This is a genomic window from Caulobacter sp. GW821-FHT09H08 (genome assembly GCF_059415885.1).
This window is the reverse complement of the sequence record NZ_JBWKOC010000007.1, coordinates 140912-164470: the sequence shown is the minus strand read 5'-3', so window position 1 is coordinate 164470 and position 23559 is coordinate 140912. Positions and strand designations below refer to the sequence as shown.

At 68.0% G+C, this 23559-nt stretch carries 27 protein-coding genes and 2 pseudogenes; 15 read left to right on the top strand and 14 right to left on the bottom strand.

What is annotated here, in order from left to right:
* Positions 1-26 precede the first annotated feature (26 nt).
* From rpsP to AC07NN_RS23185, 3 genes are all read right to left on the bottom strand, one after another.
* Entirely contained in the window at positions 27-572 is a 546-nt protein-coding gene (rpsP, locus tag AC07NN_RS23195; RefSeq protein WP_494646178.1) for a 30S ribosomal protein S16, read from the bottom strand.
* A 25-nt stretch (positions 573-597) separates the two neighbouring features.
* The gene (ffh, locus tag AC07NN_RS23190) at positions 598-2124 is read right to left on the bottom strand and encodes a signal recognition particle protein (RefSeq protein WP_494646177.1); all 1527 of its coding nucleotides are present in this window, start codon (positions 2122-2124) and stop codon (positions 598-600) included.
* A gap of 218 nt (positions 2125-2342) precedes the next feature.
* Complete coding sequence (locus AC07NN_RS23185) at positions 2343-2849, bottom strand: DUF1993 domain-containing protein (RefSeq protein ID WP_494646176.1); 507 nt, start codon at positions 2847-2849, stop codon at positions 2343-2345.
* A gap of 120 nt (positions 2850-2969) precedes the next feature.
* Between AC07NN_RS23185 and AC07NN_RS23180 the strand changes: the two genes are divergently transcribed.
* Together AC07NN_RS23180 and AC07NN_RS23175 are read left to right on the top strand one after the other, a co-directional pair.
* Positions 2970-3401 (top strand): CBS domain-containing protein, encoded by a 432-nt coding sequence (locus AC07NN_RS23180; RefSeq protein WP_494646175.1) that lies wholly within the window; start codon positions 2970-2972, stop codon positions 3399-3401.
* 11 nt (positions 3402-3412) lie between these two features.
* Positions 3413-3514, top strand: a pseudogene (locus AC07NN_RS23175) (hypothetical protein); the annotation flags it as partial.
* Between the two features lie 54 nt (positions 3515-3568).
* On the opposite strand, the gene mdh reads toward AC07NN_RS23175, so the two are convergent.
* Positions 3569-4531 carry a malate dehydrogenase gene (gene mdh / locus AC07NN_RS23170; protein WP_494646174.1) on the bottom strand — a complete coding sequence of 321 codons (963 nt, stop codon included), beginning with the start codon at positions 4529-4531 and terminating at the stop codon, positions 3569-3571.
* 133 nt (positions 4532-4664) lie between these two features.
* Here mdh and AC07NN_RS23165 point away from each other — a divergent pair, with 133 nt between their 5' ends.
* Together AC07NN_RS23165 and AC07NN_RS23160 are read left to right on the top strand one after the other, a co-directional pair.
* Positions 4665-5711 carry a MaoC family dehydratase gene (locus tag AC07NN_RS23165; RefSeq protein ID WP_494646173.1) on the top strand — a complete coding sequence of 349 codons (1047 nt, stop codon included), beginning with the start codon at positions 4665-4667 and terminating at the stop codon, positions 5709-5711.
* Entirely contained in the window at positions 5704-6129 is a 426-nt protein-coding gene (locus AC07NN_RS23160) for an HIT domain-containing protein (RefSeq protein WP_494646172.1), read from the top strand. The genes AC07NN_RS23165 and AC07NN_RS23160 overlap by 8 nt, the downstream gene beginning before the upstream one ends.
* Before the next feature lie 109 nt (positions 6130-6238).
* Here AC07NN_RS23160 and AC07NN_RS23155 read toward each other — a convergent pair whose 3' ends face one another.
* Both AC07NN_RS23155 and AC07NN_RS23150 read right to left on the bottom strand, forming a co-directional pair.
* A complete protein-coding gene (locus AC07NN_RS23155; protein ID WP_494646171.1) occupies positions 6239-7222 on the bottom strand; it encodes a hypothetical protein in 984 nt (327 codons plus the stop codon).
* 25 nt (positions 7223-7247) lie between these two features.
* The gene (locus AC07NN_RS23150) at positions 7248-8141 is read right to left on the bottom strand and encodes an HpcH/HpaI aldolase/citrate lyase family protein (RefSeq protein WP_494646170.1); all 894 of its coding nucleotides are present in this window, start codon (positions 8139-8141) and stop codon (positions 7248-7250) included.
* A 132-nt stretch (positions 8142-8273) separates the two neighbouring features.
* On the opposite strand from AC07NN_RS23150, the gene AC07NN_RS23145 reads away from it, so the two are divergent.
* From AC07NN_RS23145 to AC07NN_RS23135, 3 genes are all read left to right on the top strand, one after another.
* Positions 8274-8657 carry a DUF2237 family protein gene (locus tag AC07NN_RS23145; protein ID WP_494646169.1) on the top strand — a complete coding sequence of 128 codons (384 nt, stop codon included), beginning with the start codon at positions 8274-8276 and terminating at the stop codon, positions 8655-8657.
* A gap of 913 nt (positions 8658-9570) precedes the next feature.
* Positions 9571-10023 carry a hypothetical protein gene (locus tag AC07NN_RS23140; protein WP_494646168.1) on the top strand — a complete coding sequence of 151 codons (453 nt, stop codon included), beginning with the start codon at positions 9571-9573 and terminating at the stop codon, positions 10021-10023.
* Between the two features lie 25 nt (positions 10024-10048).
* On the top strand, positions 10049-10480 hold the full coding sequence (locus AC07NN_RS23135; RefSeq protein ID WP_494646167.1) for a hypothetical protein: 432 nt from the start codon (positions 10049-10051) through the stop codon (positions 10478-10480).
* Between the two features lie 68 nt (positions 10481-10548).
* Here AC07NN_RS23135 and thpR read toward each other — a convergent pair whose 3' ends face one another.
* Together thpR and AC07NN_RS23125 are read right to left on the bottom strand one after the other, a co-directional pair.
* A complete protein-coding gene (thpR, locus tag AC07NN_RS23130) occupies positions 10549-11088 on the bottom strand; it encodes an RNA 2',3'-cyclic phosphodiesterase (RefSeq protein WP_494646166.1) in 540 nt (179 codons plus the stop codon).
* A 13-nt stretch (positions 11089-11101) separates the two neighbouring features.
* Positions 11102-12154 (bottom strand): aldo/keto reductase, encoded by a 1053-nt coding sequence (locus AC07NN_RS23125; RefSeq protein WP_494646165.1) that lies wholly within the window; start codon positions 12152-12154, stop codon positions 11102-11104.
* Between the two features lie 199 nt (positions 12155-12353).
* Between AC07NN_RS23125 and AC07NN_RS23120 the strand changes: the two genes are divergently transcribed.
* Together AC07NN_RS23120 and AC07NN_RS23115 are read left to right on the top strand one after the other, a co-directional pair.
* Positions 12354-13106 (top strand): Bax inhibitor-1/YccA family protein, encoded by a 753-nt coding sequence (locus AC07NN_RS23120; RefSeq protein WP_494646164.1) that lies wholly within the window; start codon positions 12354-12356, stop codon positions 13104-13106.
* A 105-nt stretch (positions 13107-13211) separates the two neighbouring features.
* Positions 13212-13574, top strand: coding sequence for a hypothetical protein (locus AC07NN_RS23115; RefSeq protein ID WP_494646163.1), 363 nt, complete (start codon positions 13212-13214; stop codon positions 13572-13574).
* A gap of 12 nt (positions 13575-13586) precedes the next feature.
* Here AC07NN_RS23115 and AC07NN_RS23110 read toward each other — a convergent pair whose 3' ends face one another.
* The 3 genes from AC07NN_RS23110 to acnA form a co-directional block, all read right to left on the bottom strand.
* Positions 13587-13925 carry a DUF2794 domain-containing protein gene (locus tag AC07NN_RS23110; protein ID WP_494646162.1) on the bottom strand — a complete coding sequence of 113 codons (339 nt, stop codon included), beginning with the start codon at positions 13923-13925 and terminating at the stop codon, positions 13587-13589.
* A gap of 559 nt (positions 13926-14484) precedes the next feature.
* On the bottom strand, positions 14485-15213 hold the full coding sequence (locus AC07NN_RS23105) for a DUF1223 domain-containing protein (protein ID WP_494646161.1): 729 nt from the start codon (positions 15211-15213) through the stop codon (positions 14485-14487).
* 167 nt (positions 15214-15380) lie between these two features.
* Positions 15381-18068: an aconitate hydratase AcnA gene (gene acnA / locus AC07NN_RS23100; RefSeq protein WP_494646160.1), complete on the bottom strand. Its 2688-nt coding sequence runs from the start codon at positions 18066-18068 to the stop codon at positions 15381-15383.
* Between the two features lie 182 nt (positions 18069-18250).
* Here acnA and ccmA point away from each other — a divergent pair, with 182 nt between their 5' ends.
* Both ccmA and ccmB read left to right on the top strand, forming a co-directional pair.
* The gene (gene ccmA, locus AC07NN_RS23095) at positions 18251-18880 is read left to right on the top strand and encodes a heme ABC exporter ATP-binding protein CcmA (protein ID WP_494646159.1); all 630 of its coding nucleotides are present in this window, start codon (positions 18251-18253) and stop codon (positions 18878-18880) included.
* Entirely contained in the window at positions 18877-19542 is a 666-nt protein-coding gene (gene ccmB / locus AC07NN_RS23090; protein ID WP_494646158.1) for a heme exporter protein CcmB, read from the top strand. Before ccmA ends, ccmB begins: the two co-directional genes overlap by 4 nt.
* Before the next feature lie 9 nt (positions 19543-19551).
* On the opposite strand, the pseudogene AC07NN_RS23085 reads toward ccmB, so the two are convergent.
* Together AC07NN_RS23085 and AC07NN_RS23080 are read right to left on the bottom strand one after the other, a co-directional pair.
* Positions 19552-19646, bottom strand: a pseudogene (locus tag AC07NN_RS23085) (hypothetical protein); the annotation flags it as partial.
* Positions 19647-20540 carry a DMT family transporter gene (locus tag AC07NN_RS23080; RefSeq protein WP_494646157.1) on the bottom strand — a complete coding sequence of 298 codons (894 nt, stop codon included), beginning with the start codon at positions 20538-20540 and terminating at the stop codon, positions 19647-19649. It abuts the pseudogene before it with no gap.
* A 264-nt stretch (positions 20541-20804) separates the two neighbouring features.
* Between AC07NN_RS23080 and AC07NN_RS23075 the strand changes: the two genes are divergently transcribed.
* From AC07NN_RS23075 to AC07NN_RS23060, 4 genes are all read left to right on the top strand, one after another.
* Positions 20805-21500 (top strand): Spy/CpxP family protein refolding chaperone, encoded by a 696-nt coding sequence (locus AC07NN_RS23075; protein WP_494646156.1) that lies wholly within the window; start codon positions 20805-20807, stop codon positions 21498-21500.
* 148 nt (positions 21501-21648) lie between these two features.
* Positions 21649-22392 (top strand): heme ABC transporter permease CcmC, encoded by a 744-nt coding sequence (gene ccmC / locus AC07NN_RS23070; RefSeq protein ID WP_494646155.1) that lies wholly within the window; start codon positions 21649-21651, stop codon positions 22390-22392.
* On the top strand, positions 22389-22556 hold the full coding sequence (gene ccmD / locus AC07NN_RS23065; RefSeq protein ID WP_494646154.1) for a heme exporter protein CcmD: 168 nt from the start codon (positions 22389-22391) through the stop codon (positions 22554-22556). The genes ccmC and ccmD overlap by 4 nt, the downstream gene beginning before the upstream one ends.
* Positions 22553-23065, top strand: a complete 513-nt coding sequence (locus tag AC07NN_RS23060; RefSeq protein ID WP_494646153.1) for a DsbE family thiol:disulfide interchange protein — start codon at positions 22553-22555, stop codon at positions 23063-23065. The genes ccmD and AC07NN_RS23060 overlap by 4 nt, the downstream gene beginning before the upstream one ends.
* Positions 23066-23069: 4 nt before the next feature.
* Here AC07NN_RS23060 and AC07NN_RS23055 read toward each other — a convergent pair whose 3' ends face one another.
* Complete coding sequence (locus AC07NN_RS23055) at positions 23070-23453, bottom strand: hypothetical protein (RefSeq protein ID WP_494646152.1); 384 nt, start codon at positions 23451-23453, stop codon at positions 23070-23072.
* Between the last annotated feature and the right edge of the window lie 106 nt (positions 23454-23559).

The window sequence follows — 23559 nt, the reverse complement described above, 5'->3', positions numbered from 1 at the left end:
AAGAGACGACGGCGCTGGAACCCTGATTAGCCTTCCGAGGCTTCTTCAGCCGGAGCAGCTTCTTCAGCGGCCGGAGCCTCTTCAGCAGCGGCTTCAGCGGCCGGGGCTTCTTCAGCCGGAGCTTCTTCGACGGCCGGAGCAGCGGCGGCGGCAGCAGCGGCTTCAGCAGCGGCGACCTTGGCGGCTTCAGCGGCTTCGGCGGCGGCGACCTTGGCGTCGGCTTCGGCTTGCTTGCGGTCTTCTTCGCGCTGGGCGCGCTCGGCCGAACGTTCCTTGGCCTTCTTGCCCGGCTCGCCCTTTTGCGGGTTGTTGCCGTGGGTCCAGGCGACCAGGCCTTGAGCGGCCAGGAAGCGCGCGACGCGGTCGGTCGGCTGAGCGCCCTTCTTGAGCCACTCCTGGATCGACTCGACCTTCAGGGTGACGCGGTTGGCGTCGTCCTTCTTGAGGAGCGGGTTGTAGGTGCCGACCTTCTCGATGAAGCGGCCATCGCGCGGCGAGTGGCTGTCGGCGATGACGATCGAGTAGTACGGACGCTTCTTGGCGCCGCCACGGGCGAGACGGATCTTCAGCATTTGAGGTAGTCCTTGGTCTAAAGTTCTATTTCTTGAACGGGTTGAAGCCGGGCAGGCCCAGGCCGGAGAGAGGGTTGGGCTTGGCGTCGCCGCCACTCCCGAGGCCCGGCAGACCGGGCAGCCCCGAGAGGCCTTGGCCCCCCGCTGCATTGGGATCGGACACCGGCATCTTGCCGCCGCCCAAATTCTTCAGGCGAGCCATGTCGCCGCCGCCCATCATGCCGGCCATGCGGGCCAGGCCCTTGCCGCCGTCCTTGGACATGGCCTTGAACATGTCGGCCATCTGGCGGTGTTGCTTGAGCAGGCGATTGATCTCGGCGACGTCGACGCCGGCGCCGGCCGCGATGCGGCGCTTGCGCGAAGCGGCCAGGACGTCGGGCTTCTTGCGCTCCAGCTTGGTCATCGAGCTGATGATCGCCTGCTGGCGGCGGAAGATGCTGTCGTCGATGCCGCTTTCGGCGATCTGCTTCTTGACCTTCTGGACGCCCGGCAGGAGGCCCATGATGCCTTCCATGCCGCCCATCTTCTGCATCTGCGAGAGCTGGGCCGACAGGTCGTTCAGGTCGAATTGGCCCTTGGCCAGCTTCTTGGCCATGCGCTCGGCTTCGGCATGGTCGAGATCGGCCGCGGCCTTCTCGACCAGCGCGACGACGTCGCCCTGGCCCAGGATACGACCGGCGACGCGGCGGGCGTCGAACACGTCCAGCGCATCGATCTTCTCGCCAGCGCCGAGGAACTTGATCGGCAGGCCGGTGACGTGGCGCATCGACAGCGCCGCGCCGCCCCGGCCATCGCCGTCGGCGCGGGTCAGGATCAGGCCCGTGAGCGGCAGGCGCTCGTGGAACGCCTTGGCCGTACGCACGGCGTCCTGACCGGTCAGGCTGTCGGCGACCAGGATGGTCTCGGTCGGCGTGGCGATGCGGGCGATTTCCGCCGCTTCGCTCATCATCGCCTCGTCCAGCGTGGTGCGGCCGGCGGTGTCGAGGATCAGGACGTCGTAGCCGCCGAGCTTGGCCGCGCTCATGGCGCGCTTGGCGATGTCCGTGGCGCTCTGGCCCGGGACGATCGGCAGGCTCTCGACCTCGACCTGTTTGGCCAGGGTCGCCAGTTGCTCCATGGCGGCCGGACGACGGGTGTCGAGCGAGGCGACCAGCACCTTCTTGCGCTCGGTCTTGGACAGGCGCAGGGCCAGCTTGCCGGTGGTGGTGGTCTTGCCCGAGCCCTGCAGGCCCGCCATCAGGATGATCGACGGCGGGTTCAGCGCCAGGTTCAGGCCGGTCGGGACTTCGCCGCCCAGCATGTCGACCAGACCGTCATAGACGATCTTGACCACCTGGTCGGCCGGCTTGACCGAACGGATGACGGCTTCACCCGAAGCCAGCTCCTTGGCCTTGCTGATGAAGTCCTTGACGACCGGCAGGGCGACGTCGGCCTCGAGCAGGGCGACGCGGACCTCGCGCAGCGCCTCGTCGATGTCCTTTTCGGACAGCACGCCGCGACCGCCGAGGCGTTCGAATACGCCGGAAAGTCGCTCTGTAAGGCCGTCGAACATGTCGAACCCTGTTGAAACTCAAAGCTCCAAACGCGATCAGCCCCCGTGGACGATCACGTCGACGGGGGTCCTCGCCGTCCTCGTCCGGATGGATCCTGCGCTAACAGGCCGGGGTCGTGACGGTGGAGGCGCTGCTGATAAAGCGCCGGAAGCCGGGGCTTATGCACAGAAAAGGCGGAAGAGTCAAAGGCGGGCGAGCCCGCCTTTGACCGGATGGATCAGGCCGTGCCCAGGAAGTCGCGCTTGCCGACCTCGACGCCGTTGTGGCGCAGGATCGCGTAGGCGGTGGTGATGTGGAAGAAGAAGTTCGGCATCGCCTGGCCCTGCAGATAGTCCAGGCCCTTGAAGGTGTAGGTCTCGCCGCGGCGGACCAGCTGGACGTCACGGTCGTGACCGCCTTCGAACGCCGCCGGGTCCAGGCCTTCCACATAGGCGATGGCGCGGTCCACGCGGGCGATCAGGTCCTCGAACGAGGCCTCGGTGTCGTCCCAGGCCGGAACCTCGACAGCGGCCAGGCGCGCGGCGCCGCCCTTGGCGAAGTCGGTGGCGATCTGCACCTGGCGGATCAGCGGGAACATGTCGGGATAGAGCCGGGCCTTCAGCAGGGCCTCGGGGTCCCACTTCTTGGCCTCGACCAGGGCGGCGGCCTTGGCCAGCACGCCCTTCAGACCCTTCAGGCCCTGGATGAACACGGGCGCGCTGGCCTGATGGATCGAGATCGACATGGGAAGCTCCGGGAAGACGAGATGCGCCTAGATAGGGCGGTTGGTCCGGCTTCGGAAGCGGAACGGTTGGGCGATGGCGCGGGTTTTAGAGCCTCGAGTTCAAACCGAAGAGGTTCCGCCATGAAAGTCAGCGACGCCATGACCAGCCAGGTCTCGATCGCCCGCCCCACCGACAGCATCCGCAAGGTCGCCGAGACCATGGCCAAGGTCGACAGCGGCGTGGTGCCGGTCGTCGACAACGGCAGGGTGGTCGGCCTGGTCACCGACCGCGACATCGTCCTGCGCGTGGTCGCCGAAGGCCGCAGCTTCGACAGCGCCATTTCGGACGTGATGTCCGACGGCGAGGTGTTGAGCGTGAAGGAAGACGACGTCCTGGCCGACGCCACCGCCAAGATGGCCAATAATCAGGTCCGCCGCCTGGTCGTGCTCAATGAATCTGGCAACCTGACCGGCATCCTGTCCCTGGGCGACGTCGCCAAGGACTACGGCGCCAAACAGGTCGGCAAGACGCTGGAGGAGATCTCCCAGGAGCCGGGCGACGCGGCGCACTAGGCGCTTGCGTCATCCTCGCCCTTCGACAGGCTCAGGGTGAGGATGATTGTTGGCGCCGGATCAGTAGGAAACCTCATCCTGAGCTTGTCGAAGGACGAGGTTTCCGGACCAAGAAAAAGGGCGGCCCCGCGAGGAGCCGCCCTTCGTCGTTTTGGATCGAAAGTCGCTTAGACCAGCGAGCTGTCGATGGCCTTGCAGGCTTCCATCAGGCCCTGAACCGAGGCGACCGAGGCGGCGAACATGGCCTTCTCGGCGTCGTTGGTTTCGAACTCGACGATCTTCTCGGCGCCGCCGGCGCCGATGACGACCGGCACGCCGACATAGAGGCCGTCCAGGCCGTATTGGCCGGTCAGGAAGGTGGCGCACGGCAGGACGCGCTTCTTGTCCTTCAGGTACGACGTCGCCATGGCGATCGCCGATTCCGCCGGGGCGTAGAAGGCCGAGCCGGTCTTCAGCAGGGCGACGATCTCGCCGCCGCCCTTGCGGGTGCGCTCGACGATGGCGTCCAGCTTTTCCTGGGTCAGCCAGCCTTGCTTGACCAGTTCCGGCAGCGGCAGGCCGCCGACCGTCGAGTGACGGACCATCGGGACCATGTCGTCGCCGTGACCGCCCAGGGTCCAGGCGTGGATGTCTTCGACCGACACGCCGGTGGCTTCGGCCAGGAAGTAGGCGAAGCGGGCCGAGTCGAGGACGCCGGCCATGCCGATGACCTTTTCCTTCGGCAGGCCCGAGAACTGCTGCAGGGCCCAGACCATCGCATCGAGCGGGTTGGTGATGCAGATGACGAAGGCGTTCGGGGCGTGGGCCTTGATGCCTTCGCCGACGGCCTTCATGACCTTCAGGTTGATGCCCAGCAGGTCGTCGCGGCTCATGCCCGGCTTGCGCGGCACGCCGGCCGTCACGATGCAGACGTCGGCGCCGGCGATGTCGGCGTAGTCGTTGGCGCCCTTCAGGGCCACGTCCTTGCCGAACACGGCCGAGGCTTCGGCGATGTCGAGGGCCTTACCCTGCGGGGTGCCTTCGGCGATGTCGAACAGGATCACGTCGCCCAGCTCTTCGCGAGCGGCGATGTGAGCCAGGGTGCCACCGATCATACCGGCGCCGATGAGGGCGATCTTCGCGCGAGCCATGGGGTCTCCATCAAGGCTGTGGACGAGAAATGTCGCGCGCGGTCTACGCCCGCTGCGGCTCAGTCTCAAGCCCTCTTTCCCGTTTCGCTGCACTGCGGCAAAGATGGGTCAACGACAAGAAGAGGCGCCGGGGATGAGCAAGACCGATCCAGGGAACTATTTCGAGGACTTCAAGCTGGGCCAGAGGCTGGTGCATGCCACGCCAAGGACGGTCACGGCCGGGGATGTCGCGCTGTACACGGCGCTTTACGGTCCGCGCTTTTCGCTGTTCTCGTCCGACGAATTCGCCCGGGCCAGCGGTCTTGCTGCGGCGCCGGTGGACCCGCTGGTCGCCTTCCACGTGGTGTTCGGCAAGACCGTGCCCGACATCAGCCTGAACGCCGTCGCCAATCTGGGCTATGCCGAGGGCCGTTTCCTGGCCCCGGTCTTTCCCGGCGACACGCTGAGCGCGGTGTCGGACGTCATCGGGCTGAAGGAGAATTCCAACCGCAAGACCGGCGTCGTCTATGTCCGCACGACCGGCGTCAACCAGCGCGGCGAAGCGGTGCTGAGCTATGTGCGCTGGGTGATGGTGCGCAAGCGCGACGCCGGCGCCGAGATCCCCGAGCAGACGGTCCCGACCCTGTCGGCCGCGGTGGCTCCGGCTGATCTCGTCACGCCCGCCGGCCTCGATTTCTCGGCCTATGACTGGGCCCTGGCTGGCGCGCCGCACGCCTTCGAGGACTATGCAGTCGGCGAAAAGATCGACCACGTCGACGGCATGGCGGTCGAGGAGGCCGAGCACCAGATGGCCACCCGCCTGTGGCAGAACACGGCCAAGGTCCATTTCAACCAGTTCGAGCGGGCCAAGGATCCGTCGGGCAAGCGCCTGGTCTATGGCGGCGTGGTGATCTCGACGGCCAAGGCGCTGTCGTTCAACGGGCTGCAGAACGCCGGCCTTATCCTGGCGATCAATGGCGGACGGCACGTGGCCCCGTTCTTCGCCGGCGGCACGGTGTTCGCCTGGAGCGAAGTGCTGGACAAGGCTGACCTCGGGAGCGTGGGGGCTCTGCGCCTGCGGCTGGTCGCCACGAAAGACCAGCCCTGCGCCGGCTTCCCAGACAAGAACGCCGAGGGGGCCTATGATCCGGCCGTCATACTCGACTTCGATTACTGGGCGGCGGTTCCCAAGCGTGGCTGATTTCCAGATCGATCCGGCCTTCGTGGCGACCTCGCACAAGGTAGCGGACCTGCCGCTGTGCGAGGTGCGGCTGCAGGACGACGCCCGTTATCCGTGGCTGGTGCTGATCCCGCGCCAGCCCGGCCTGCGGGAGATCGAGGAACTGGATACGGCCCATCGCCTCCAGCTGATGGAGGAGATCGTCCTGACCGGCTCGGCCGTGCGCGCCGTCGGGGCGGCTCTGGGTCTGGCGGTCGACAAGCTGAACGTCGGGGCGCTGGGGAATGTCACGGCCCAGCTGCATGTCCATATCGTCGGGCGGCGCAAGGACGATCCGGCCTGGCCGGGGCCGGTCTGGGGCCATAGCCCGGCGAGCGTCTACTCGACCGAGGCCTTGGCCGCGCCGATCGCGGCGGCGCGGGACGCGCTGAAGGCTTGAGCCAAGTCCCGAAACTTCGCCCTTCGACAAGCTCAGGGTGAGGTTTCTTACCGAAGCATCCCAGTCGTCCTCACCCTGAGCCTGTCGAAGGGCGAGGACGGCCCCGCGCCTAACGCCGCTTCTTCTTCGACGTGCTCTTCTTCGTCGTCGCCTTGCCGCGCTTGCTGGCCGTCGCCTTGGCCTTGGCGCCCTTGCCCTTCTTCAGGGCCGAGGCCTTGCTGCGCTTGGCGGCGGCCGCGCACTTGGCCTTGGCGGCTTTCAGGGCCTTGCCCTTCTTGCCCTTGGTCGAGCAGGCCGGGGCGGCGGCGGGCGCGGGACGGCTGGCGACCACGCGCGGCGGCCAGACATAGGGGCCGCGCCCCTGGCCCTCGTAGCCGGGCGGGGCCTGGGGCAGGATGTGCTGGGCCGCGACGGCCATGGTCGCGCCGTTCTCGACCAGCTGACCGGACCATTGCTCGTAGCCCGAGGACCGCAGGGTCAGGGTCGACGACTGGCCGACCTTGGGGCTGAAGCGAACGACGATGTCGTCGCCTTCGCGGCGCAGCTCCTCGATCAGGCCTGTCGAGCCCACCGTCCCCGGTCGCCGCACATCGCGCCAGGCGCCTTCCAGCTCGCCCTGGCCGCCGGCCTTGTCGACCAGTTGCAGGGCGTAGATCTGGGCGCCGTCCGCGCCGATGACCCGCCAGGCGCCGTCCAGCGGGCCTTGCAGGCTCTGGGCGGCCGCGATCGAGCCCTTGACCCGCAGTTCGTAGACCTGGGCCTTGGTCGGCGCGCCGTCCGGCCCGACCGTCGCTTCGGGTGGCGGGATTGGCAGGATCACGCCCTTGTGCCGGGGGGCCGGCTTGGCGGGCGCGGCCTCGGCTTCATCCTCGTCGGTCGACTGGTTGCTCTGCGAGATCAGGTCGGCCAGCGGATCGATGGCCTGCGGGATCTGCGAGGAGTCGGTTGCGGGCGCCGGCTGGACCTGGGGCGCGGCCGTGCTAACCGGCGCATCGGCGGGCGGAGGCTGCGAAGCGGGCGCTGTCGTCGCCGGAGTCTGCTGCGCCAGCGCCGGGCTGGCGATCAGAGCGACGGAGAGAACAATAGCCCGCATTCGAAACCTTCTAACACTTCAGGCCTCAAGCCGAACGCGCGCCGATGGCCTCCGCCACCGCGACCAGACGCTCGGCCTGCGCCAGATGCAGACGTTCGGCCATCTTGCCGTCCACCCGCAAGGCGCCTTTGCCAGAATTTTCGGGCGCGTTGAAGGCCGCGATCACCGCCTGGCTCCAGGCGATGTCCTCCGGCGAAGGCGAAAAGACGCGATTGCAGATCTCCAGATGCTTGGGATGGATCAGGGTCTTGCCGTCGAAACCGAAGTCGACGCCTTGGACACAAACAGCGTCAAGGGCCGCCAGATCCTCGATGTCGTTGTGCACGCCGTCCAGGATGGTCAGGCCGTGGGCCCGCGCCGCGGCGACCGACAGGGTCAGCAGCGGCAGGAACGGCGCGCGGTCCGGGGTCTGGCGAGCCCGCATCTCCTTGGCGAAGTCGTTGACGCCCATGACCCAAGCCGACAGGCGGGTCGTCGAGCTCGCCCCGGCGATCTCCCACAGGTGGAAGGCGGCCTTGGCCGTCTCGATCATGGTCCACAGCCTGGTGTGGGTCGGGGCGGCATGCAGGGCCTGGTGATAGGCGTGGACGTCGGCCGCGTCGTTGACCTTGGGGACCAGCACCGCGTCCGGGCCGGCCTCGGCGGCCGCCTTCAGGTCGTCGGCGCCCCAGGGGGTGTCGAGGCCGTTGACGCGGATCACCACCTCGCGGCCCCCGAAGCCGCCGGCCTTGACCGCGGCCACGGCCGCCTCGCGCGCCGCCGGCTTGGTCTCCGGCGCGACGGCGTCCTCTAGGTCCAGGATGATCACGTCGGCGTCCAGGGTGCGGGCCTTCTCGACCGCCTTGGCGTTGGAGGCCGGCATGTAGAGGGCGCTGCGGCGCGGGCGGCTTGAAACCGAGGGATTGGTGTTGGCGGTCATGGGGCTCCCCTGCTTATTTGTCTGTTGCCCCGACCTTAGCATTGCTGCGCTGCAGCAAAAGCCTTCCCTTCCGAAAACGCTTTCTGAGGCGAAGCGGCTTGGCGCCGGTCTTGGCGCGCGTAAGGTCACGTCATGAGCATCATGCGGTACGACAAGAGCGCCAAGAACGTCCTGGGCGGCGAGCTCGCCTCGTGTTCCGTGGACCCCGTCACCGGCTTCTACCGCAACGGCTGCTGCGAGACGGGTCCCCACGACCTGGGCCTGCACACCGTCTGCGCGGTGATGACCGAGGATTTCCTGGCCTTCTCCAAGGCCCAGGGAAACGACCTCTCGACGCCCCGGCCGGACCTGGCCTTTCCCGGCCTGAAGGAAGGCGACCGCTGGTGCCTGTGCGCCGGCCGCTGGAAGGAAGCCCTCGACGCCGGCATGGCGCCGCAGGTTGTGCTGGAGGCGACGCACGAGGAGATGCTGGCCGTGGTGACTCTGGGTGTCCTGAAGGACCATGCGGTGGCCTGACACGGCGTCGCTGCTTCACGCGGCTTGCCGCTGAAGATGTGTGGGGAGGCGACGGAGCGGCCGGGCGAACCCGGAGACCGTATTGGTTTGTTGTGTTTCGGCTCGCAGACCGCTCCGCCAGGCTGTTCTTGCTCGTGAGGATGGGGGGCGTGAGCGTCTTTCAGCTCGGGACCCCACTAGCCCCCGGACGGGCGCGGACCAAGTCGATCGGCTACATCCGTCTCGACCCCGACGATCCACGATAGGCGGCTTGTACGATCACCGCCCTGTCGCTCCGCTGTCGGCTGGATCCCGGCGCTAGCCCGATCGCCTGCCGATCCTCATCGAGGATGCGACGACCTTCGAGCCTCCGGGAGCCGCCAGCGGCCCCGCTCAACCTACCCCCGCCGCCGTTTTGGGCCGGATCCAAACGCCCTCCCCCGCGACGGGGATGGCTATGATTGTGCAGTGGGTTTGAGCGCGGATGACTGGCGGGGGCGTAAAAGTGAGAAGCGGTTGGATTTGTTGGGATTTGGGCGGCGAACTCCGAGGATGGCCACCCGCCAATCCCCATAACCTCCCGTCATTCCCGCCCTTGTGGCGGGAACCCCTGGTTCAGCTGACACGTGAGATGCAAGCGAACCGCCGGCGGTTCGCCCCTCCCGCACATGCGACCGACAGAGGGGTTCCCGCCACAAGGGCGGGAATGACGGGCGTTGAGGTGGCGGGCTTTCCGGACAGCGGTGAAACCCCTCACCCTCCCACGCCTGCGGCGCGGGCCCCGCCCTCTCCCGGCGGGAGAGGGATTCCGCGCTCCACTATTCCCACGCCGCCGAACGTCGTTCTCCGCCACCCCTTGATGCTACCTATGGAATGTATGATAAATAGAGAGCACTGAGGGGTTGATCCCCTTGCGTCTGGGGAGGTCGAGATCATGCGCAAGCGCCTCGTCGCGATCGGGCTGCTCCTGTCGCTGATGGCCACGGGGGCCGTCGCCGGGAGCCAACAGCACTACGCCACCGCGTCGACCAAGAAGGAGGCCAAGCTCCTGGCCACGGCCGAGGCGCGGGCCACGGCGCGGACGTCGGCGCTGTGTTTCCGTCCGGCCTACCAGATCGGTGAATGCCAGAAGGCCGAGGGCGGCTTCCAATGTCGGGCCGACAGTTCCGGTGACGCCCGCACCTGTCATCGCATCGGCTGGGTGCGCGATGCGGACCAAAGCCGGCTGCCCCTGGCCCAGACGACCTGGCTCGACTACGCGCCGCCGGTTGGCTCTCCGTACAGCTATGCCTATCCTCCGGGGTACTCGGTCAATCCGGACCCCAACTACGGCAGGAACCAGGTGTTCACCACGCCCCTGCGTATTCAGTTTTCCGCCCCGAATTGATCGACGCGCAAGGAGATCAGACCTCATGAAGAAGCGTCTCGTCGCTCTGAGCCTGCTCTTGGCCCTCGGCGCCACCACCGCCCTCGCGGATGGTCAGCACTACGCCACCGCTTCGACCAAGAAGGAAGCCAAGCTGCTGGCGACAGCCAAGGCCCGCGCCGTGGCCCAGGCTTCGAACGCCTGCTACCGGCCCGCGCGCCAGGTCCGCGAGTGCCAGGCGACCGAGGGCGGCTTCAGCTGCAAGGCCGAAACCTCGGTCGATGCGCGCACCTGCAAGGGAGCCGGCTGGGTGGACGAGTATGTGAAGAGCAGCGCCGCGATGCGGTATGACCCCTTCCGAGCGAGTTCGACGTACACCTCATCGCTCAACTGGCAAGCGACCCCCAGCACGCTCTATGGCGGCGTGGTCAGAGCCGATCCGGGCCCGATGGCGCCGACGCCGTTCCCTGCGAACTGATCTACCCCGTCTTCAGGCCGGGGCCTGCGCCCCGGCGTCGAACGCCCAGCGCAAGGCTTGGCCCAACATCATCCCTGGAGCGGGTATTCGCGCTCCAGCCGATAGGCCGAGCCTTCGCGGGTCTGCCAGCTGGAATAGAGGCCGAAACGATCGACGAGGAAGCTGGGCGAGTGGAGCAGGTTGTTGGCCTGGATCCAGGCGCCGACCTCGGCGACCGCCGGGCGCTTCAGATAGGCCAGGGTGACGTGCGGCGTGTAGAGCCGGCTTTCGGGCTTCAGCTCGACCGCGCGGGCGGCGCTCTCATTGGCCTTCTGCAGGCGGCGCAGGGGGGCGCTGTCCTCGACCCCGGCCCAGACGGCGTGGATGTCGGCGCCCTCCCCGAAGCAGCCGGCGCGGGTCAGTTCGAGATCGAAGGCCGGCGCCGCGATCTCGGCCAGCGCCTCGTCCAGTTCGGCCGCCACCGGCTCCTGCACGTCGCCGATGAAGCGCAGGGTGATGTGGAACGCCTCCAGCGGCCGCCAGCGCGCGCCCTCGATGCCGTGCTGGCGCGAAAGCAGGCCCTGGCCGATCTCCGGCGGAATGGCGATGGCGGTGAAGAGGCGGATCATCTCGACCTGAAGCCTACGGGCACGGATTGGGCTGGCGGACGTGGATGACGTCGACGGCCTTTTCCAGGTCGTCGGTCCAGGTCACGTCAAAGGCGTCGATGTCGGTCTTCAGCTGCGCCATCGAGGTCGCGCCGATGATGGTGGCGGTCACGAAAGGCCGCGTGTCGCAGAACTTCAGGGCCAGCTGGGCCGGGTCGAGGCCGTTGGCCTTGGCCAGCTCGACATAGGCGCGGAAGGCCTCGACCGCGCCGGGGCCTTCGTAGCGCTGCATGCGGTTGTAGAGCGCCTTGCGCGAGCCCTCGGGCAGGGCGCCGTCCAGGTACTTACCGGTCAGCTGGCCCTGGGCCAGGGGCGAATAGGCCAAGAGGCCGACCTGCTCGCGCATGGCGATCTCGGCCAGGCCCGTCTCGAAGGTGCGGTTGGCCAGGTGATAGGCGTTCTGGATCGAGGCGATGCGCGGCAGGCCTTTGGTCTCGGCCTCGGCCAGGAAGCGCATCACGCCCCAGGGGAACTCGTTGGAGACCCCGACGTGGCGGATCGAGCCCTTCTTCACATGGGCGTCCAGCGCCTCGAGGATGTCGCCGAACGCCTCGAAATCCTGGTCGTAGTCCTTGTAGCCGGCGCCGCCGAACACCCGGACTTTCCGGTCGGGCCAGTGCAGCTGGTAGAGGTCCAGATAGTCGGTCTTCAGCCGGCGCAGCGAGCCTTCGACAGCCTCGTCGATCTGGGCCCTGGTCTGGCGGGTGACGGCGCCGTCCTTGCGCATCCAGGACAGGCCGCCGAACGCCGCGCCCTGGCCGGCGACCTTGGAGGCCAGCACGATCTCGTGGCGCTTGCCGGTCTTCTCCAGCCACGAGCCGATATACTGCTCGGTGCGGCCTTGGGTCTCGGGGCTGGGCGGGCTGGCGTACATCTCGGCGGTGTCCCAGAAGGTCACGCCGCGTCCCAGCGCGTAGTCCATCTGCTCGTGCGCCTCGGCCTCGCTATTCTGCGAGCCCCAGGTCATGGTGCCCAGGCAGCAGCGCGAAACGTCGATGTCCGTGCGGCCGAGCTTGACGTACTGCATGGGCGAGCCCCTCGTTTTCCCTGGCGACCGTTCTAGGAGGAGCCAAGGCTGCGCCGCAAGGCGTCCTTGAAAGGGGTCGAAGCCGCCTTTTCTTTCGCGAACGCATACCATGAACGCATGCCAGGGATTGCGCGTTGGGCCGGGACACCCGATATTTCGAGAGCGTCCATCGTGGACGCCTAGCTCAAGGGCTTATTCGATGAACGACTTCAACCGCGGCTACGCGCGCTCGATCCCGGCGGATCGCGCCGACATGTCGGTTGACGCCGGCCTGCGTAGTTTCATGCTCGGCGTCTACAACAAGGTGGCGCTGGGTCTCCTGCTGTCGGCGGTCCTGGCCTTCCTGACCAGCGCCTACGCGCCGGTCGCCAACCTGCTGTACGTGCTGACCCCGGACGGCCGTCTGGCCGGCTTCACCCTGCTGGGCACGGTGATCCGCTTCGCCCCGCTGGCGATGATGCTGATCGCCATGTTCGCCATGCGCAACCCGACGGCCCGCTCGTCGGGCCTCTTGTACTGGGGCCTGGTCGCTTCGATCGGCGCCGGCGCGGGCGTGTGGCTGCTGGCCTATACCGGCGCTTCGGTCGCCTCGACCTTCCTGATCACGGCCATCGCCTTCGGCGGCCTGAGCCTGTTCGGCTACACGACCAAGAAGGACCTGACCGGCTTCGGCAGCTTCCTGATCATGGGCCTGATCGGCCTGGTGCTGGCTTCGCTGGTGCAGATGTTCCTGAACCTGCCGGGCCTGTCCTTCATCATCAGCATCCTGGGCGTGTTCATCTTCGCGGGCCTGATCGCCTACGACACCCAGAACCTGAAGACGCAGTACTATCAGATGGGTGGCGACCAGCAGTCGATGGCCGTGGCCACCAACTACGGCGCGCTGAACCTCTATCTGAACTTCTACAACCTGTTCTCCTTCCTGCTCAGCATCCTGGGCAGCCGCCGCTAAGGCGCGCAGAGAACTGAGACGACGAAGCCCCGGCGGGAAACCGCCGGGGCTTTTTCTTTGGCCGCGCAAGGCCCACATTGGTCGCGGGGGCCTATGGAGACGACGATGACCGGAGCCGTGAGCCTTTCCCTCGCCGCCGCCCTGGCGCTGGGCGCCGGCATGCGGGCCCAGACCGCGCGGGCCGAGTCCGCGCCGACCTATCCGCCGGCCGTCAGGGCGCCCATCCTCGCCACGCCCCTGAACCTGAAACCGCTCGGTCCGATCGAGCTGCGCTACGCCCAGGCCCCCGCGCCCCTGCCGCGCGGCGTGGCCCGGACCGCCGTGGAACGCCATTCAGGCGGGGTTTCGGGCGGTGTCGGCCTGCTGTGCGGCATCCAGCCCAGCGCCGACACCAGCGGGATCGGCACGGCGCGCGGCTATGACAACGATGGCCGTTTCGTCGGGGCCAAGCTGGGCTTCTCGTTCTAGGGGCTCGCCGCCTCAGTCGACGACCGAGAACTTGCCCTTCTCGAACACCCGCAGCACCTGGGCCAGTTCGTGGCCGCGCTTGAGGATCTGGCCGCCCTGGCCCAGCACCGCCCAGGCGCCCTGCTTGCGCGCCAGGGCCGGGCGCTTTTCCACGCGATAGAGCGGCGCCTCGGCCGCGTGGCGGAAGATCGAGAACACCGCGCTCTCGGACAGGCCGGCGATGCCGTAGTCGCGCCATTCGCCCGCCGCGACCATGCGGCCATACAAGCGCATCAGCTGGTCTAGCTCGCGTCGCTCGAAGAAGACGACGCCGCCAACAGGCGCGGACGGGGGCTGGGATTCCAGGGCCATCGACGGAATCTAATCCCAATTCGGACGATTGGACCAGCCCGTGTCGGCGCCATCACGGACCGGGAAAATGAAATCCCATGGTCACGCTACGCCCCGATATGACCTTATTTCGGTCCATCGCCCGCCGCCTTGCCCCTCGATAAAGACGGTGTCGGCTGATCGGACACCCTGTGGTCCAGGATCCTGAACAGCCCCCCCAGCCCCCCAGATCGCGGGCCGGTCGGCCGGCAAACCCAAAATCCCCCTCCCCCAAGGAGCCCGTGCGTTTCGAACGCGCGGGTTCTTTGCGTTTTGGGCGTTTGGCGGGCCTGAAACACCCGCCGCATCTTCGCCACGCCGCGCCGCGAAAGGACCTTGGTTTGGTCCAGCCCTCGCCGGTTTGGGGCTGGATAAAGAGACCGTCGACGACGTCCGGACCGGGGTCCTGTCCAGCCCCCCCAGCCCACCCGGTCACGAGCGGATCTCGCCGACGCAGCCCAAAGGACCCGCGCGACAATCCCCTCCCGTCGCGCGGGTTTTCCTTTGTCCGGATTCCTGGAAAATCAGTGCGAGGCGCGAACTAGCGCTCAGTGGCCGGCGCGTGCAGCACGCCCAGGATGCGGCCGCCCTTGCCGCCCTGCACCAGGACCACCGTCTCAAGCTCAGCGTCGCTGGCGACCGGCAGGCGGAACAGCTTGGGCTTGCCGGCCCAGGGGCCCAGGCGGACCAGCTCGCGCACCACGTTGCGGTGGACCAGGGTCTGGCCCTTGTTGTCGCCGCGCTTGACCGCGATGTCCTGCTCGCGCGGATCGTAGCGGACCAGCCAGACCTCGCCGCCGCCGCGCGGGGCCGAGGCCGAGCCGATGGCGACCCGGGTCTTGCCCACGAACTGCATGTCCGGCGGATTGAGCGGCGCGCGCGCGGCCGTCTTCACCAGGTCCTCGACGGCTTCGGCCTTGGCGCCCGAGGCCTGGACGCGGCCGCCGACCACCATCTGGGGCGTGGGCACGTCGCGCAGGGCGAACTTCTTGGCGTAGGCGCGCTGGCGCTCGGCGAAGACCGGCTTGGCGAAGGTGTCCTTCCAGCCGAGATAGTCCCAGTAGTCGACCGAGTAGGTCAAAGCGAGGACGCCGTCGCGCTGCGACAGCTCGGCCGCCAGCTGGTTGGCCTTGCCGCACGAGGAGCAGCCCTGGGCCGTGAACAGCTCGACCACCACGGGCGCCTTGGCCCTCTGGGGCTGGGCCCAGGCGGCGGAAACAAAAACGCCGGACAGGGCCAGGGCGAGCAGGGAGAGGGCGGCCTTACGCATCGAGCGCACTTAATCCAAGAACGCCCCGGATAGCCGTTCACGAGGCCGTGAATAGCGCTCTCCAGGGAAGAAAACGGCGAGACATCGTTGTCAGAGCCTCGCGAGACGAAAACGGCCGGCCCCCGCGAAGGAGCCGGCCGCCTTTTCGAGCGTCGGAACGCCTGCTGCTACTCGGCGCGAGCCAGGTTGCGCAGCACGTAGTTCAGCACGCCGCCGTTCTTGAAGTACTCAAGCTCCGTCGGCGTATCGATGCGGCAACGCACCGGGAAGCGGGCGATGCGGCCGTCGGTCGGGCGGTAGAGCTCGACGATCAGCTGCTTGCGCGGCGCCAGGTCGGTGAGGCCACGGATCGAGACGATCTCCTCGCCGGTCAGCTCCAGCTTCTGCCAGCCGTCCTGGACGAACTGCAGCGGCAGAACGCCCATGCCGACCAGGTTCGAGCGGTGGATACGCTCGAAGCTCTCGCAGATCACCGCGCGGACGCCCAGGAGCTTGGTGCCCTTGGCGGCCCAGTCACGCGACGAGCCGGTGCCGTATTCCTTGCCGCCGAACACGACCGCCGGACGGCCTTCGGCCTGGTACTTCATGGCCGCGTCGTAGATCGACATCACTTCGCCGGTCGGGAAGTGCTTGGTCACGCCGCCTTCGATGTCCGGCGTGATCTTGTTGCGGATGCGGATGTTGGCGAACGTGCCGCGCATCATCACCTGGTGGTTGCCGCGACGCGCGCCGTAGCCGTTGAAGTCCACCGGCTCGACGCCTTGGTCGATCAGGTACTGACCGGCCGGGCTGCTGGTCTTGATCGAACCGGCCGGGCTGATGTGGTCGGTGGTGATCGAGTCGCCGAACACGGCCAGGACGCGGGCTTCCACGATGTCGGTCACCGGAGCCGGCGTCATCGACATGTTGGGGAAGTACGGCGGGTTCTGGACGTAGGTCGAGTCCCCTTCCCAGGCGTAGGTCTGGCCGCCGGTCACCTTGATGCCCTGCCAGTTCTTGTCGCCCTTGAAGACGTCGCCGTAACGGGTGGCGAACATCTTCTCGTTGATGGCCTTGCGCTGCAGGGCGGCGATGTCCTCGTTCGACGGCCAGATGTCCGCCAGGAACACGTCCTTGCCCTTCTTGTCCTGGCCGATCGGCTGGGTGGCCAGGTCGATCTTCAGGGTGCCGGCCAGGGCGTAGGCCACCACCAGCGGCGGCGAGGCCAGGTAGTTGGCGCGGACGTCCGGGTTCACGCGGCCTTCGAAGTTGCGGTTACCCGACAGCACCGAGCAGGCGACCAGGTCGTTGTCGTTGATCGTCTTGCTGATGGCTTCCGGCAGCGGACCCGAATTGCCGATGCAGGTGGTGCAGCCGTAGCCGACCAGGTTGAAGCCCAGCGCGTCGAGGTGCTTGGTCAGGCCGGCCTTGGCCAGGTAGTCGGTGACGACTTGCGAGCCGGGGGCCAGCGAGGTCTTCACCCACGGCTTGACCTTCAGGCCCTTGGCCACCGCGTTCTTGGCCACCAGGCCGGCGGCGATCAGGACCGAGGGGTTGGACGTGTTGGTGCACGAGGTGATAGCGGCGATGACCACGTCGCCGTGACCGACGTCGAAGTTTTCGCCTTCCACCGGGGCGCGCAGGTCAGGCTGCTCGGCCTTGCCGAACTCGCCCGTCAGCGATTCCTGGAACTTGTAGGAAGCCTCGGCCAGCAGGACGCGGTCCTGCGGGCGCTTCGGGCCGGCCAGCGACGGCTGGACGCTCGAGAGGTCCAGTTCCAGCGTGTCGGTGAAGGTCGGCTCGGCGACGCCGGGCTCCCACCACAGGCCTTGTTCCTTGGCATAGGCTTCGACCAGGGCGACGCGGTCGGCGGTGCGGCCGGTGCCCTTCAGGAACGCGATGGTCGCCGCCGAGATCGGGAAGAAGCCGCAGGTGGCGCCGTATTCCGGAGCCATGTTGGCGATCGTCGCCTGGTCTTCCAGGGTCAGGTTGGCCAAGGCGTCGCCGTAGAATTCGACGAACTTGCCGACCACGCCCTTCTTGCGCAGCATCTGGGTGACGGTGAGCACCAGGTCGGTGGCCGTCGCGCCTTCCGGCATGGCGCCGGTCAGCTTGAAGCCGATGACTTCCGGGATCAGCATCGGGATCGGCTGGCCCAGCATCGCGGCCTCAGCCTCGATGCCGCCCACGCCCCAGCCCAGGACGGCCAGGCCGTTGACCATGGTCGTGTGGCTGTCGGTGCCGACGACGGTGTCGGGATAGGCGACTTCGGCGCCGTCGACTTCGTTGGTCCAAACGGTCTGGGCCAGGTATTCCAGGTTCACCTGGTGGCAGATGCCGGTGCCGGGCGGGACAACGCGGAAGTTGTTGAACGCCGACGAACCCCAACGCAGGAAGCGGTAGCGCTCGATGTTGCGCTCGTATTCGCGCTTGACGTTGTCGTCGTAAGCCTTCGGGTTGCCGAAGTTGTCGACCATCACCGAGTGGTCGATCACGAGGTCGACCGGGTTCAGCGGGTTGATCTTGGCCGGGTTGGCGCCCAGGGCGACCATGGCGTCGCGCATGGCGGCCAAGTCGACGACGGCGGGAACGCCGGTGAAGTCCTGCATCAGCACGCGCGCGGGGCGGAAGCTGATCTCGTGCTCGACCGAGCCCTTGTTGTCGAGCCAGGCGGCGACGGCCTTCAGGTCGGCTTCATTGACCGAGACGCTGTCTTCGTTGCGCAGCAGGTTTTCCAGCAGCACCTTCATCGAGACCGGCAGCGACGAAGTTCCGGCAAGACCGGCTTCCTCGGCGGCGCGAAGGCTGTAATAGACGTAAGACTTATTGCCGACCTTCAGTTCGCGGCGGGCTTTAAGGCTGTCAACAGACGCCATTCTAAGGATCCTTCTCTGTCCACGGCCGCCCGAAAACCACTCCCGGGATCACGCGCAAATCGGAAGGGACACACAGGTTCCACCTCCGCGCCGCGTACCACCCTGAACGACTGGAGGGGGGCGACCGGCCGCTTCTTAGCGCCACCGCTGCTCAACGTCCATGTCGCGCGCGGGGTCTTGGTATGTTGAGAGTTGTTCTCATTAAGAATCTAGCGATCGCGCGCGGCGAACGCTTGCTGTTTTCGCACATGGATTTGACGCTTCGCGCGGGCGAAGCGGCGACCCTGGTGGGGCGTAACGGGGCCGGCAAGACCAGCCTTCTGCGGGCCGTGGCGGGGCTGCTGCGCCCCGTCGACGGGACCATCGCCTTCGAGGACGAAGCCGGCCCGATCGAGGCCGACGCCGCGCGGGCCGAACAGCTACATCTGCTGGGCCACCAGGACGGGCTGAAATCCAGCCGCACCGCCTGGGAGGAGCTGCGCTTCCAGACCCTGTGGACCGGCGGGACCGAGGACGGCGCCCGGGCGGCGGCCAGGCGCTTCGACCTGCTGCGCCTGATGGACCTGGAGGTTCGCCGGCTGTCCGCTGGACAGCGCCGCCGCCTGGCTCTGGCGCGGCTGGCGGCCAGTCCGCGCGCCCTGTGGCTGCTGGACGAGCCGATGGCCCCGCTGGACGCCGGCCAACGCGAGGCGTTCGGCGCGGTGATGGCCGAGCACCTCTCCGCCGGGGGCATGATCCTGGCCTCGGTGCACGACCCGCTGCCGATCCCGTCTCGAGCGGTGCCAATTGGACTTGGGGAGGTGGGCGCATGAAGGCGTTCGGCGTCCTCCTGCGGCGGGAACTGGCCCTGGCCTGGGGCCGGGGCGGCGGACCGCTGCTGGCCCTGACCTTCTATGCCTGCGTCGTCGTGCTGCTGCCGATGGCCTCGGGCCGCGCGCCCGAACGCCTGGCCGCCATCGCGCCGGGCATCGCCTGGCTGGCCCTGGCGCTGGCGGCCCTACTGTCGCTGGAGCGGCTATTCGAGCGCGACTATGAGGACGGGACCCTCGACCTGCTGGCCCTGGGTCCGGCGCCACTGGAGGCCGTCGCCGTCGCCAAGTGTCTGGCCCAGTGGCTGGCCACCGGCGCGCCCCTGGCCCTGGCCGCTCCGGTCGCGGCCCTGATGCTGGGCGCGGAGCCCAAGGTCCTGCCCCTGCTGGTGCTGTGCTGCCTGGCGGGGGGTCTGGCCTTCGCTTTCCTGGGCGGGCTGGGCGCGGCACTGGCCCTGGGCAGCAAGCGCGGCGGCCTGCTGGTGGCGGTGATCGTCCTGCCGCTGTTCGCACCGCCGGTGATCTTCGGGGCCGGGGCGCTGGACGGGTTTTCGGCGGGGTTGCCGTGGACGGGGGGGCTGCTGCTGCTGCTGGCCTACTGCGTCGGGGCGGCGGCCCTGTCGCCGCTGGCGATGGGCGCGGCGTGTCGGAACGCGCTGGACTAGGGACCGCAAACCTCGCCCTTCAACACGCTCAGGGTGAGGTTTTCTACTGAACCGCCATCAAAGTCGTCCTCACCCTGAGCTTGTCGAAGGGCGAGGACGGGCCCCTACGGCGTCGGCGCCACCGTCGCCTGGACCTCCCCAGGCTGCGCCTTCCGCTCGCCCAGCACCACCGCGAAACTGCCGCCGATGATCAGCAGGCCGCCCGCGAACAGGGCCGCCGTCAGGTGGTCGCCGAACAGCAGCACGCCGCAGGCCGCGCCGATCAGCGGCTCGATATTGATGAACACCCCGGCGCTGGCCGCTCCGACCTTCGAGGCGCCGTACTGCCAGGCGGCCGTGGCCAGCAGGGTCGCCAGCACGCCCTGGGCGACGACGGCGATCCAGACCGGGGCGCTGAGATCCAGCTTCGGCGCGCCATGCATGGCGAAGGCGATCGGCAGGATGGTGAAGGCCGCGACGATGATCGACACCGCCGGAATGGCCATCGGATTCGGGGCGGGCGGCGCCTTGCGCAGGGTCAGCAGCCAGGCCAGGAACAGGAACAGCGCCCCGATCGACAGCGCCACGCCGTAGGGCGAACTGGCGCCGTCCGGCTTGCCGGCGATGAAGGCCGCGCCCAGGGTCGCCGCCGCCACGCCCGCCCACGACAGCTTCGAGACCTTCTCGCCCAGCAGCTTGGCGCTGACCGCGATCAGGGCCGGCATGGCCCCGACCAGCAGGGCCGCGACCGTGACGCTGACATGGGCCAGGCCCTCGAACTGGACCATGAAGGCCACGCCGTACAGGACGCCCGCCAGCAGCACGACCGGCGACTTGAACAGGGCGCGGACCTCGGGACGGCGCAGGGCGAACGGCGCGGCGGCCAGGGCGGCGACCACGAAGCGCAGCAGCACCATGTGGGCCGCGTCCATCTGCGTCAGGATCAGCTTGCCGGTCGGAAAGCCCAGGCCCCAGCACAGTCCCGCGAGAGCCAGGGCGACGAAAGCGAGCGACTTCATGCGGAACTCCCTCCCCATATCGGGGGCCGGAAACGGGGACGGCCGGGCGAACCGCGCGGCGAGCCGTGCGTCTTGTGGAGGAGGGATGTCCCGGAACTGGCAGCTGACATAGCGTCCGCAAGCGGGAGCGCAAGTCGAAGCGGCCTTTCGGACCCGTCTCCGATGTCCGCCAAACATGTAACATTGTTCATGTAATCGGACATTTTCGCGCCATATCCGCGTGGCCAAGCTCCAGCTTCAAATTACGACAGGGAGCTCACAACCATGCGTAAAACGCTTATCCGCCTGGCGCTCGGCAGCGCCGCCGTCGCCGTTCTCGCCGGGGCCGCCGTCGCCCAGATCCCAGCGCCTCCGGCTCCGCCCGCACCGCCTCCCCCGCCGGCCATGGCGCCGATGCCTCCCATGCCCCCGATGCCGCCCATGCCTCCGATGGAAGCCATGATGGCCATGGGTCCGGGCATGGAGATGATGCTCTCGCATCGCGGCCACGGCGCCGATCCGGAAAAGCGCGCTCAACGCCTGCGCGACATCCTGCAGCTGCGCGCAGACCAGGACGGCGCCCTGAAGACCTATATCGAGGCCACCGCGCCGCAGAAGATCGAGATCAAGCGCGACGTCGTCATCCGGACCGACAAGGACGCCAAGGGCGACAAGGCGGACAAGAAGGACGGCGAGAAGATGGAGTGGGCCGAGCGCAAGCCGCCGACCACCCTGGAGCGCCTCGACCGCATGACCAAGGCGGCCGACGCCATGAAGAAGCGCGCCGAAGCCACCCGCGCCTTCTACACGGCCCTGACCCCCGCCCAGCAGAAGACCTTCGACATCCTCGGCATGGGCGACGGCGCCGGCGCCGGCATGGGCGGCGACAACCACGTCTTCATCCAACGCTTCGACACCAAGGGTCCGCAGGTCTTCAAGGACGGCGAGCGCAAGGTGATCATCCAGCGCAAGGTGGGCTGACGCCACCTGGAACAGCGCAGAGCCGGATGACCACGGCCTGCGTCACGGGAGCGGCGCGCCTGCACGCGCCGCTCCTTTCCTTTTGGCGATCGGTTTCCGTAGACATACGGCCATTGCCCAGGCGGACGCGCCGCTCTAGAGCGTGATCATGGACGCGCGCCACCCGTTCGATTTCCTGACCAATCCCGAGCGGTTCATGGCTTTCTCGCGGTGGGCCGCGCCGTGGCTGGGCGCCCTGTCCGCCGCCGCCGCCCTGGCCGGCCTGGTCCTGACCTTCCTGGTCCCCGAGGATTATCAGCAGGGCGACACGGTGCGGATGATGTTCATCCACATCCCGGCCGCCTCGATCGCCATCTTCATCTATCTCTGCCTCGGGATCGCCAGCCTGCTGGCGCTGGTCTTCCGCCAGGCCCTGGCCGATCTGGCCGCCCAGGCCTGCGCCCCGATCGGCGCGGTCTATACGGTGCTGGCCCTGGTCACCGGCTCGCTGTGGGGCAAGCCGATGTGGGGGACCTGGTGGGTGTGGGACGCGCGCCTGACCTCGGTGCTGGTCCTGCTGCTGTTCTATCTCGGCTACGTGGCCCTGCGCGGGGCGCTCGAGGACGAGCAGAAGGCCGCGCGCGCCGCAGCCATCCTGGCCCTGGTGGGCCTGATCAACCTGCCGATCGTCAAGTTCTCGGTCGAGTGGTGGAACACCCTGCACCAGGGCTCCTCGACCTTCATGGCCGCCAAGGGCGACGGCCTCCCGGCCATCTATGCCTGGCCGGCCGTGCTGATGGGCCTGGCCTATCTGGGCGGCTTCGGCGCCCTGTGGCTGGTCCGCATCCGCGCCCTGATCTGGCGGCGCAAGGCGCGGAGCCTGGCCATGAAGTTGGCGGAGGGCGCGCGATGAGTTTCGACTTCGACGCCGGCAAGTACGCCGTCTACCTGTGGCCCGCCTTCGCCATCTCGGCGGTCGCCTTCGCCTGGATGATCAGCGACAGCCTGCTGACCGCCCGCCGCTGGAAGCGCGAGGCCGAACGCCTGCAGGCCGAGCTGGACGAGACCTCGAAGTGAAGCGCTTCCTGGCCTTCGCGCCGCTGGTGGTCCTGATCGCCCTGGCGGCCCTGTTCGCCGGCTACGCCCTGAAGCGCGACCCGCACGTTCAGCCGCACGCCCTGGTCGGCAAGCCGATGCCGGCCCTGGCCTTGCCCGAATTGACCAGCGGCCGCGAGACCCCGATCCGCGCCGCCGGCGAGGGGCCGATCCTGGTGAACTTCTTCGCCTCGTGGTGCGCCCCGTGCGAGGTCGAGCACCCGCAGCTGATGGCGCTGAAGGCCCAGGGCGTGAAGGTGGTCGGCATCGCCTACAAGGACGCCCCGGCCAACACCCAGGCCTTCCTGGGCCGCCTGGGCGACCCCTTCGCCCAGCGCCTGGTCGATCGAGACGGCCGCGTGGGGCTGGAGTTCGGCGTCACGGGCGTGCCGGAGACCTATCTGGTGGGCTCCGACGGCGTGATCATCGCCAAGCACACGGGCCCCCTGACCCCGGACGCGGCCGAGGACCTGCTGAGCAAGGCCCGCTAGGCTTCTATTTCACGCAGGTCTTCGGCGACGCGACCTGGCGCTCCATGCCCGCGAGCATGGCCAGGGCGTCGGTCTTCGCAACCGGACGCAGGGGGCCGCGCCCCTCCGCGACCTGGTAGTCGCAGTCGAGCAGCTTGAAGGGCGGCTTCTCGTCGGTCTGGCGCCGCTCGACCAGCATCCGGTCGGCGGAGGTCCACACCGAGGTCACGTCCGTCGTCAGCGCCTGGCGATCCGGCGACCGGAGCCAGGTCTCGCCCTTGCCGCCGACCGAGATCTCGTAGCCGTTCGGGAGCTTTTCCTTGGCGGCGAACATCGAGCCGACGATGGCCGCGATGAACAGGCCGACCGCGACCAGCACGATCAGGAAGATAATCTTCTGGCGGGTCACGGGCTCTCCAAGCGTCTCGTCGCGCGCAAGGGTGCGCTCTCAGGTCGCGGAGCTATCGCGTTAACGCGGCGTTGACCATACTCGCCGACCCTCCGTTAACCATGAT

Bases quoted from the DNA above. Each gene is read 5' to 3' on its own strand.
- rpsP (WP_494646178.1), bottom strand. From the start codon at position 572: ATGCTGAAGATCCGTCTCGCCCGTGGCGGCGCCAAGAAGCGTCCGTAC.
- ffh (WP_494646177.1), bottom strand. From the start codon at position 2,124: ATGTTCGACGGCCTTACAGAGCGACTTTCCGGCGTATTCGAACGCCTC.
- AC07NN_RS23185 (WP_494646176.1), bottom strand. From the start codon at position 2,849: ATGTCGATCTCGATCCATCAGGCCAGCGCGCCCGTGTTCATCCAGGGC.
- AC07NN_RS23180 (WP_494646175.1), top strand. From the start codon at position 2,970: ATGAAAGTCAGCGACGCCATGACCAGCCAGGTCTCGATCGCCCGCCCC.
- mdh (WP_494646174.1), bottom strand. From the start codon at position 4,531: ATGGCTCGCGCGAAGATCGCCCTCATCGGCGCCGGTATGATCGGTGGC.
- AC07NN_RS23165 (WP_494646173.1), top strand. From the start codon at position 4,665: ATGAGCAAGACCGATCCAGGGAACTATTTCGAGGACTTCAAGCTGGGC.
- AC07NN_RS23155 (WP_494646171.1), bottom strand. From the start codon at position 7,222: ATGCGGGCTATTGTTCTCTCCGTCGCTCTGATCGCCAGCCCGGCGCTG.
- AC07NN_RS23150 (WP_494646170.1), bottom strand. From the start codon at position 8,141: ATGACCGCCAACACCAATCCCTCGGTTTCAAGCCGCCCGCGCCGCAGC.
- AC07NN_RS23145 (WP_494646169.1), top strand. From the start codon at position 8,274: ATGAGCATCATGCGGTACGACAAGAGCGCCAAGAACGTCCTGGGCGGC.
- AC07NN_RS23140 (WP_494646168.1), top strand. From the start codon at position 9,571: ATGCGCAAGCGCCTCGTCGCGATCGGGCTGCTCCTGTCGCTGATGGCC.
- AC07NN_RS23135 (WP_494646167.1), top strand. From the start codon at position 10,049: ATGAAGAAGCGTCTCGTCGCTCTGAGCCTGCTCTTGGCCCTCGGCGCC.
- thpR (WP_494646166.1), bottom strand. From the start codon at position 11,088: ATGATCCGCCTCTTCACCGCCATCGCCATTCCGCCGGAGATCGGCCAG.
- AC07NN_RS23125 (WP_494646165.1), bottom strand. From the start codon at position 12,154: ATGCAGTACGTCAAGCTCGGCCGCACGGACATCGACGTTTCGCGCTGC.
- AC07NN_RS23120 (WP_494646164.1), top strand. From the start codon at position 12,354: ATGAACGACTTCAACCGCGGCTACGCGCGCTCGATCCCGGCGGATCGC.
- AC07NN_RS23115 (WP_494646163.1), top strand. From the start codon at position 13,212: ATGACCGGAGCCGTGAGCCTTTCCCTCGCCGCCGCCCTGGCGCTGGGC.
- AC07NN_RS23110 (WP_494646162.1), bottom strand. From the start codon at position 13,925: ATGGCCCTGGAATCCCAGCCCCCGTCCGCGCCTGTTGGCGGCGTCGTC.
- AC07NN_RS23105 (WP_494646161.1), bottom strand. From the start codon at position 15,213: ATGCGTAAGGCCGCCCTCTCCCTGCTCGCCCTGGCCCTGTCCGGCGTT.
- acnA (WP_494646160.1), bottom strand. From the start codon at position 18,068: ATGGCGTCTGTTGACAGCCTTAAAGCCCGCCGCGAACTGAAGGTCGGC.
- ccmA (WP_494646159.1), top strand. From the start codon at position 18,251: ATGTTGAGAGTTGTTCTCATTAAGAATCTAGCGATCGCGCGCGGCGAA.
- ccmB (WP_494646158.1), top strand. From the start codon at position 18,877: ATGAAGGCGTTCGGCGTCCTCCTGCGGCGGGAACTGGCCCTGGCCTGG.
- AC07NN_RS23080 (WP_494646157.1), bottom strand. From the start codon at position 20,540: ATGAAGTCGCTCGCTTTCGTCGCCCTGGCTCTCGCGGGACTGTGCTGG.
- AC07NN_RS23075 (WP_494646156.1), top strand. From the start codon at position 20,805: ATGCGTAAAACGCTTATCCGCCTGGCGCTCGGCAGCGCCGCCGTCGCC.
- ccmC (WP_494646155.1), top strand. From the start codon at position 21,649: ATGGACGCGCGCCACCCGTTCGATTTCCTGACCAATCCCGAGCGGTTC.
- ccmD (WP_494646154.1), top strand. From the start codon at position 22,389: ATGAGTTTCGACTTCGACGCCGGCAAGTACGCCGTCTACCTGTGGCCC.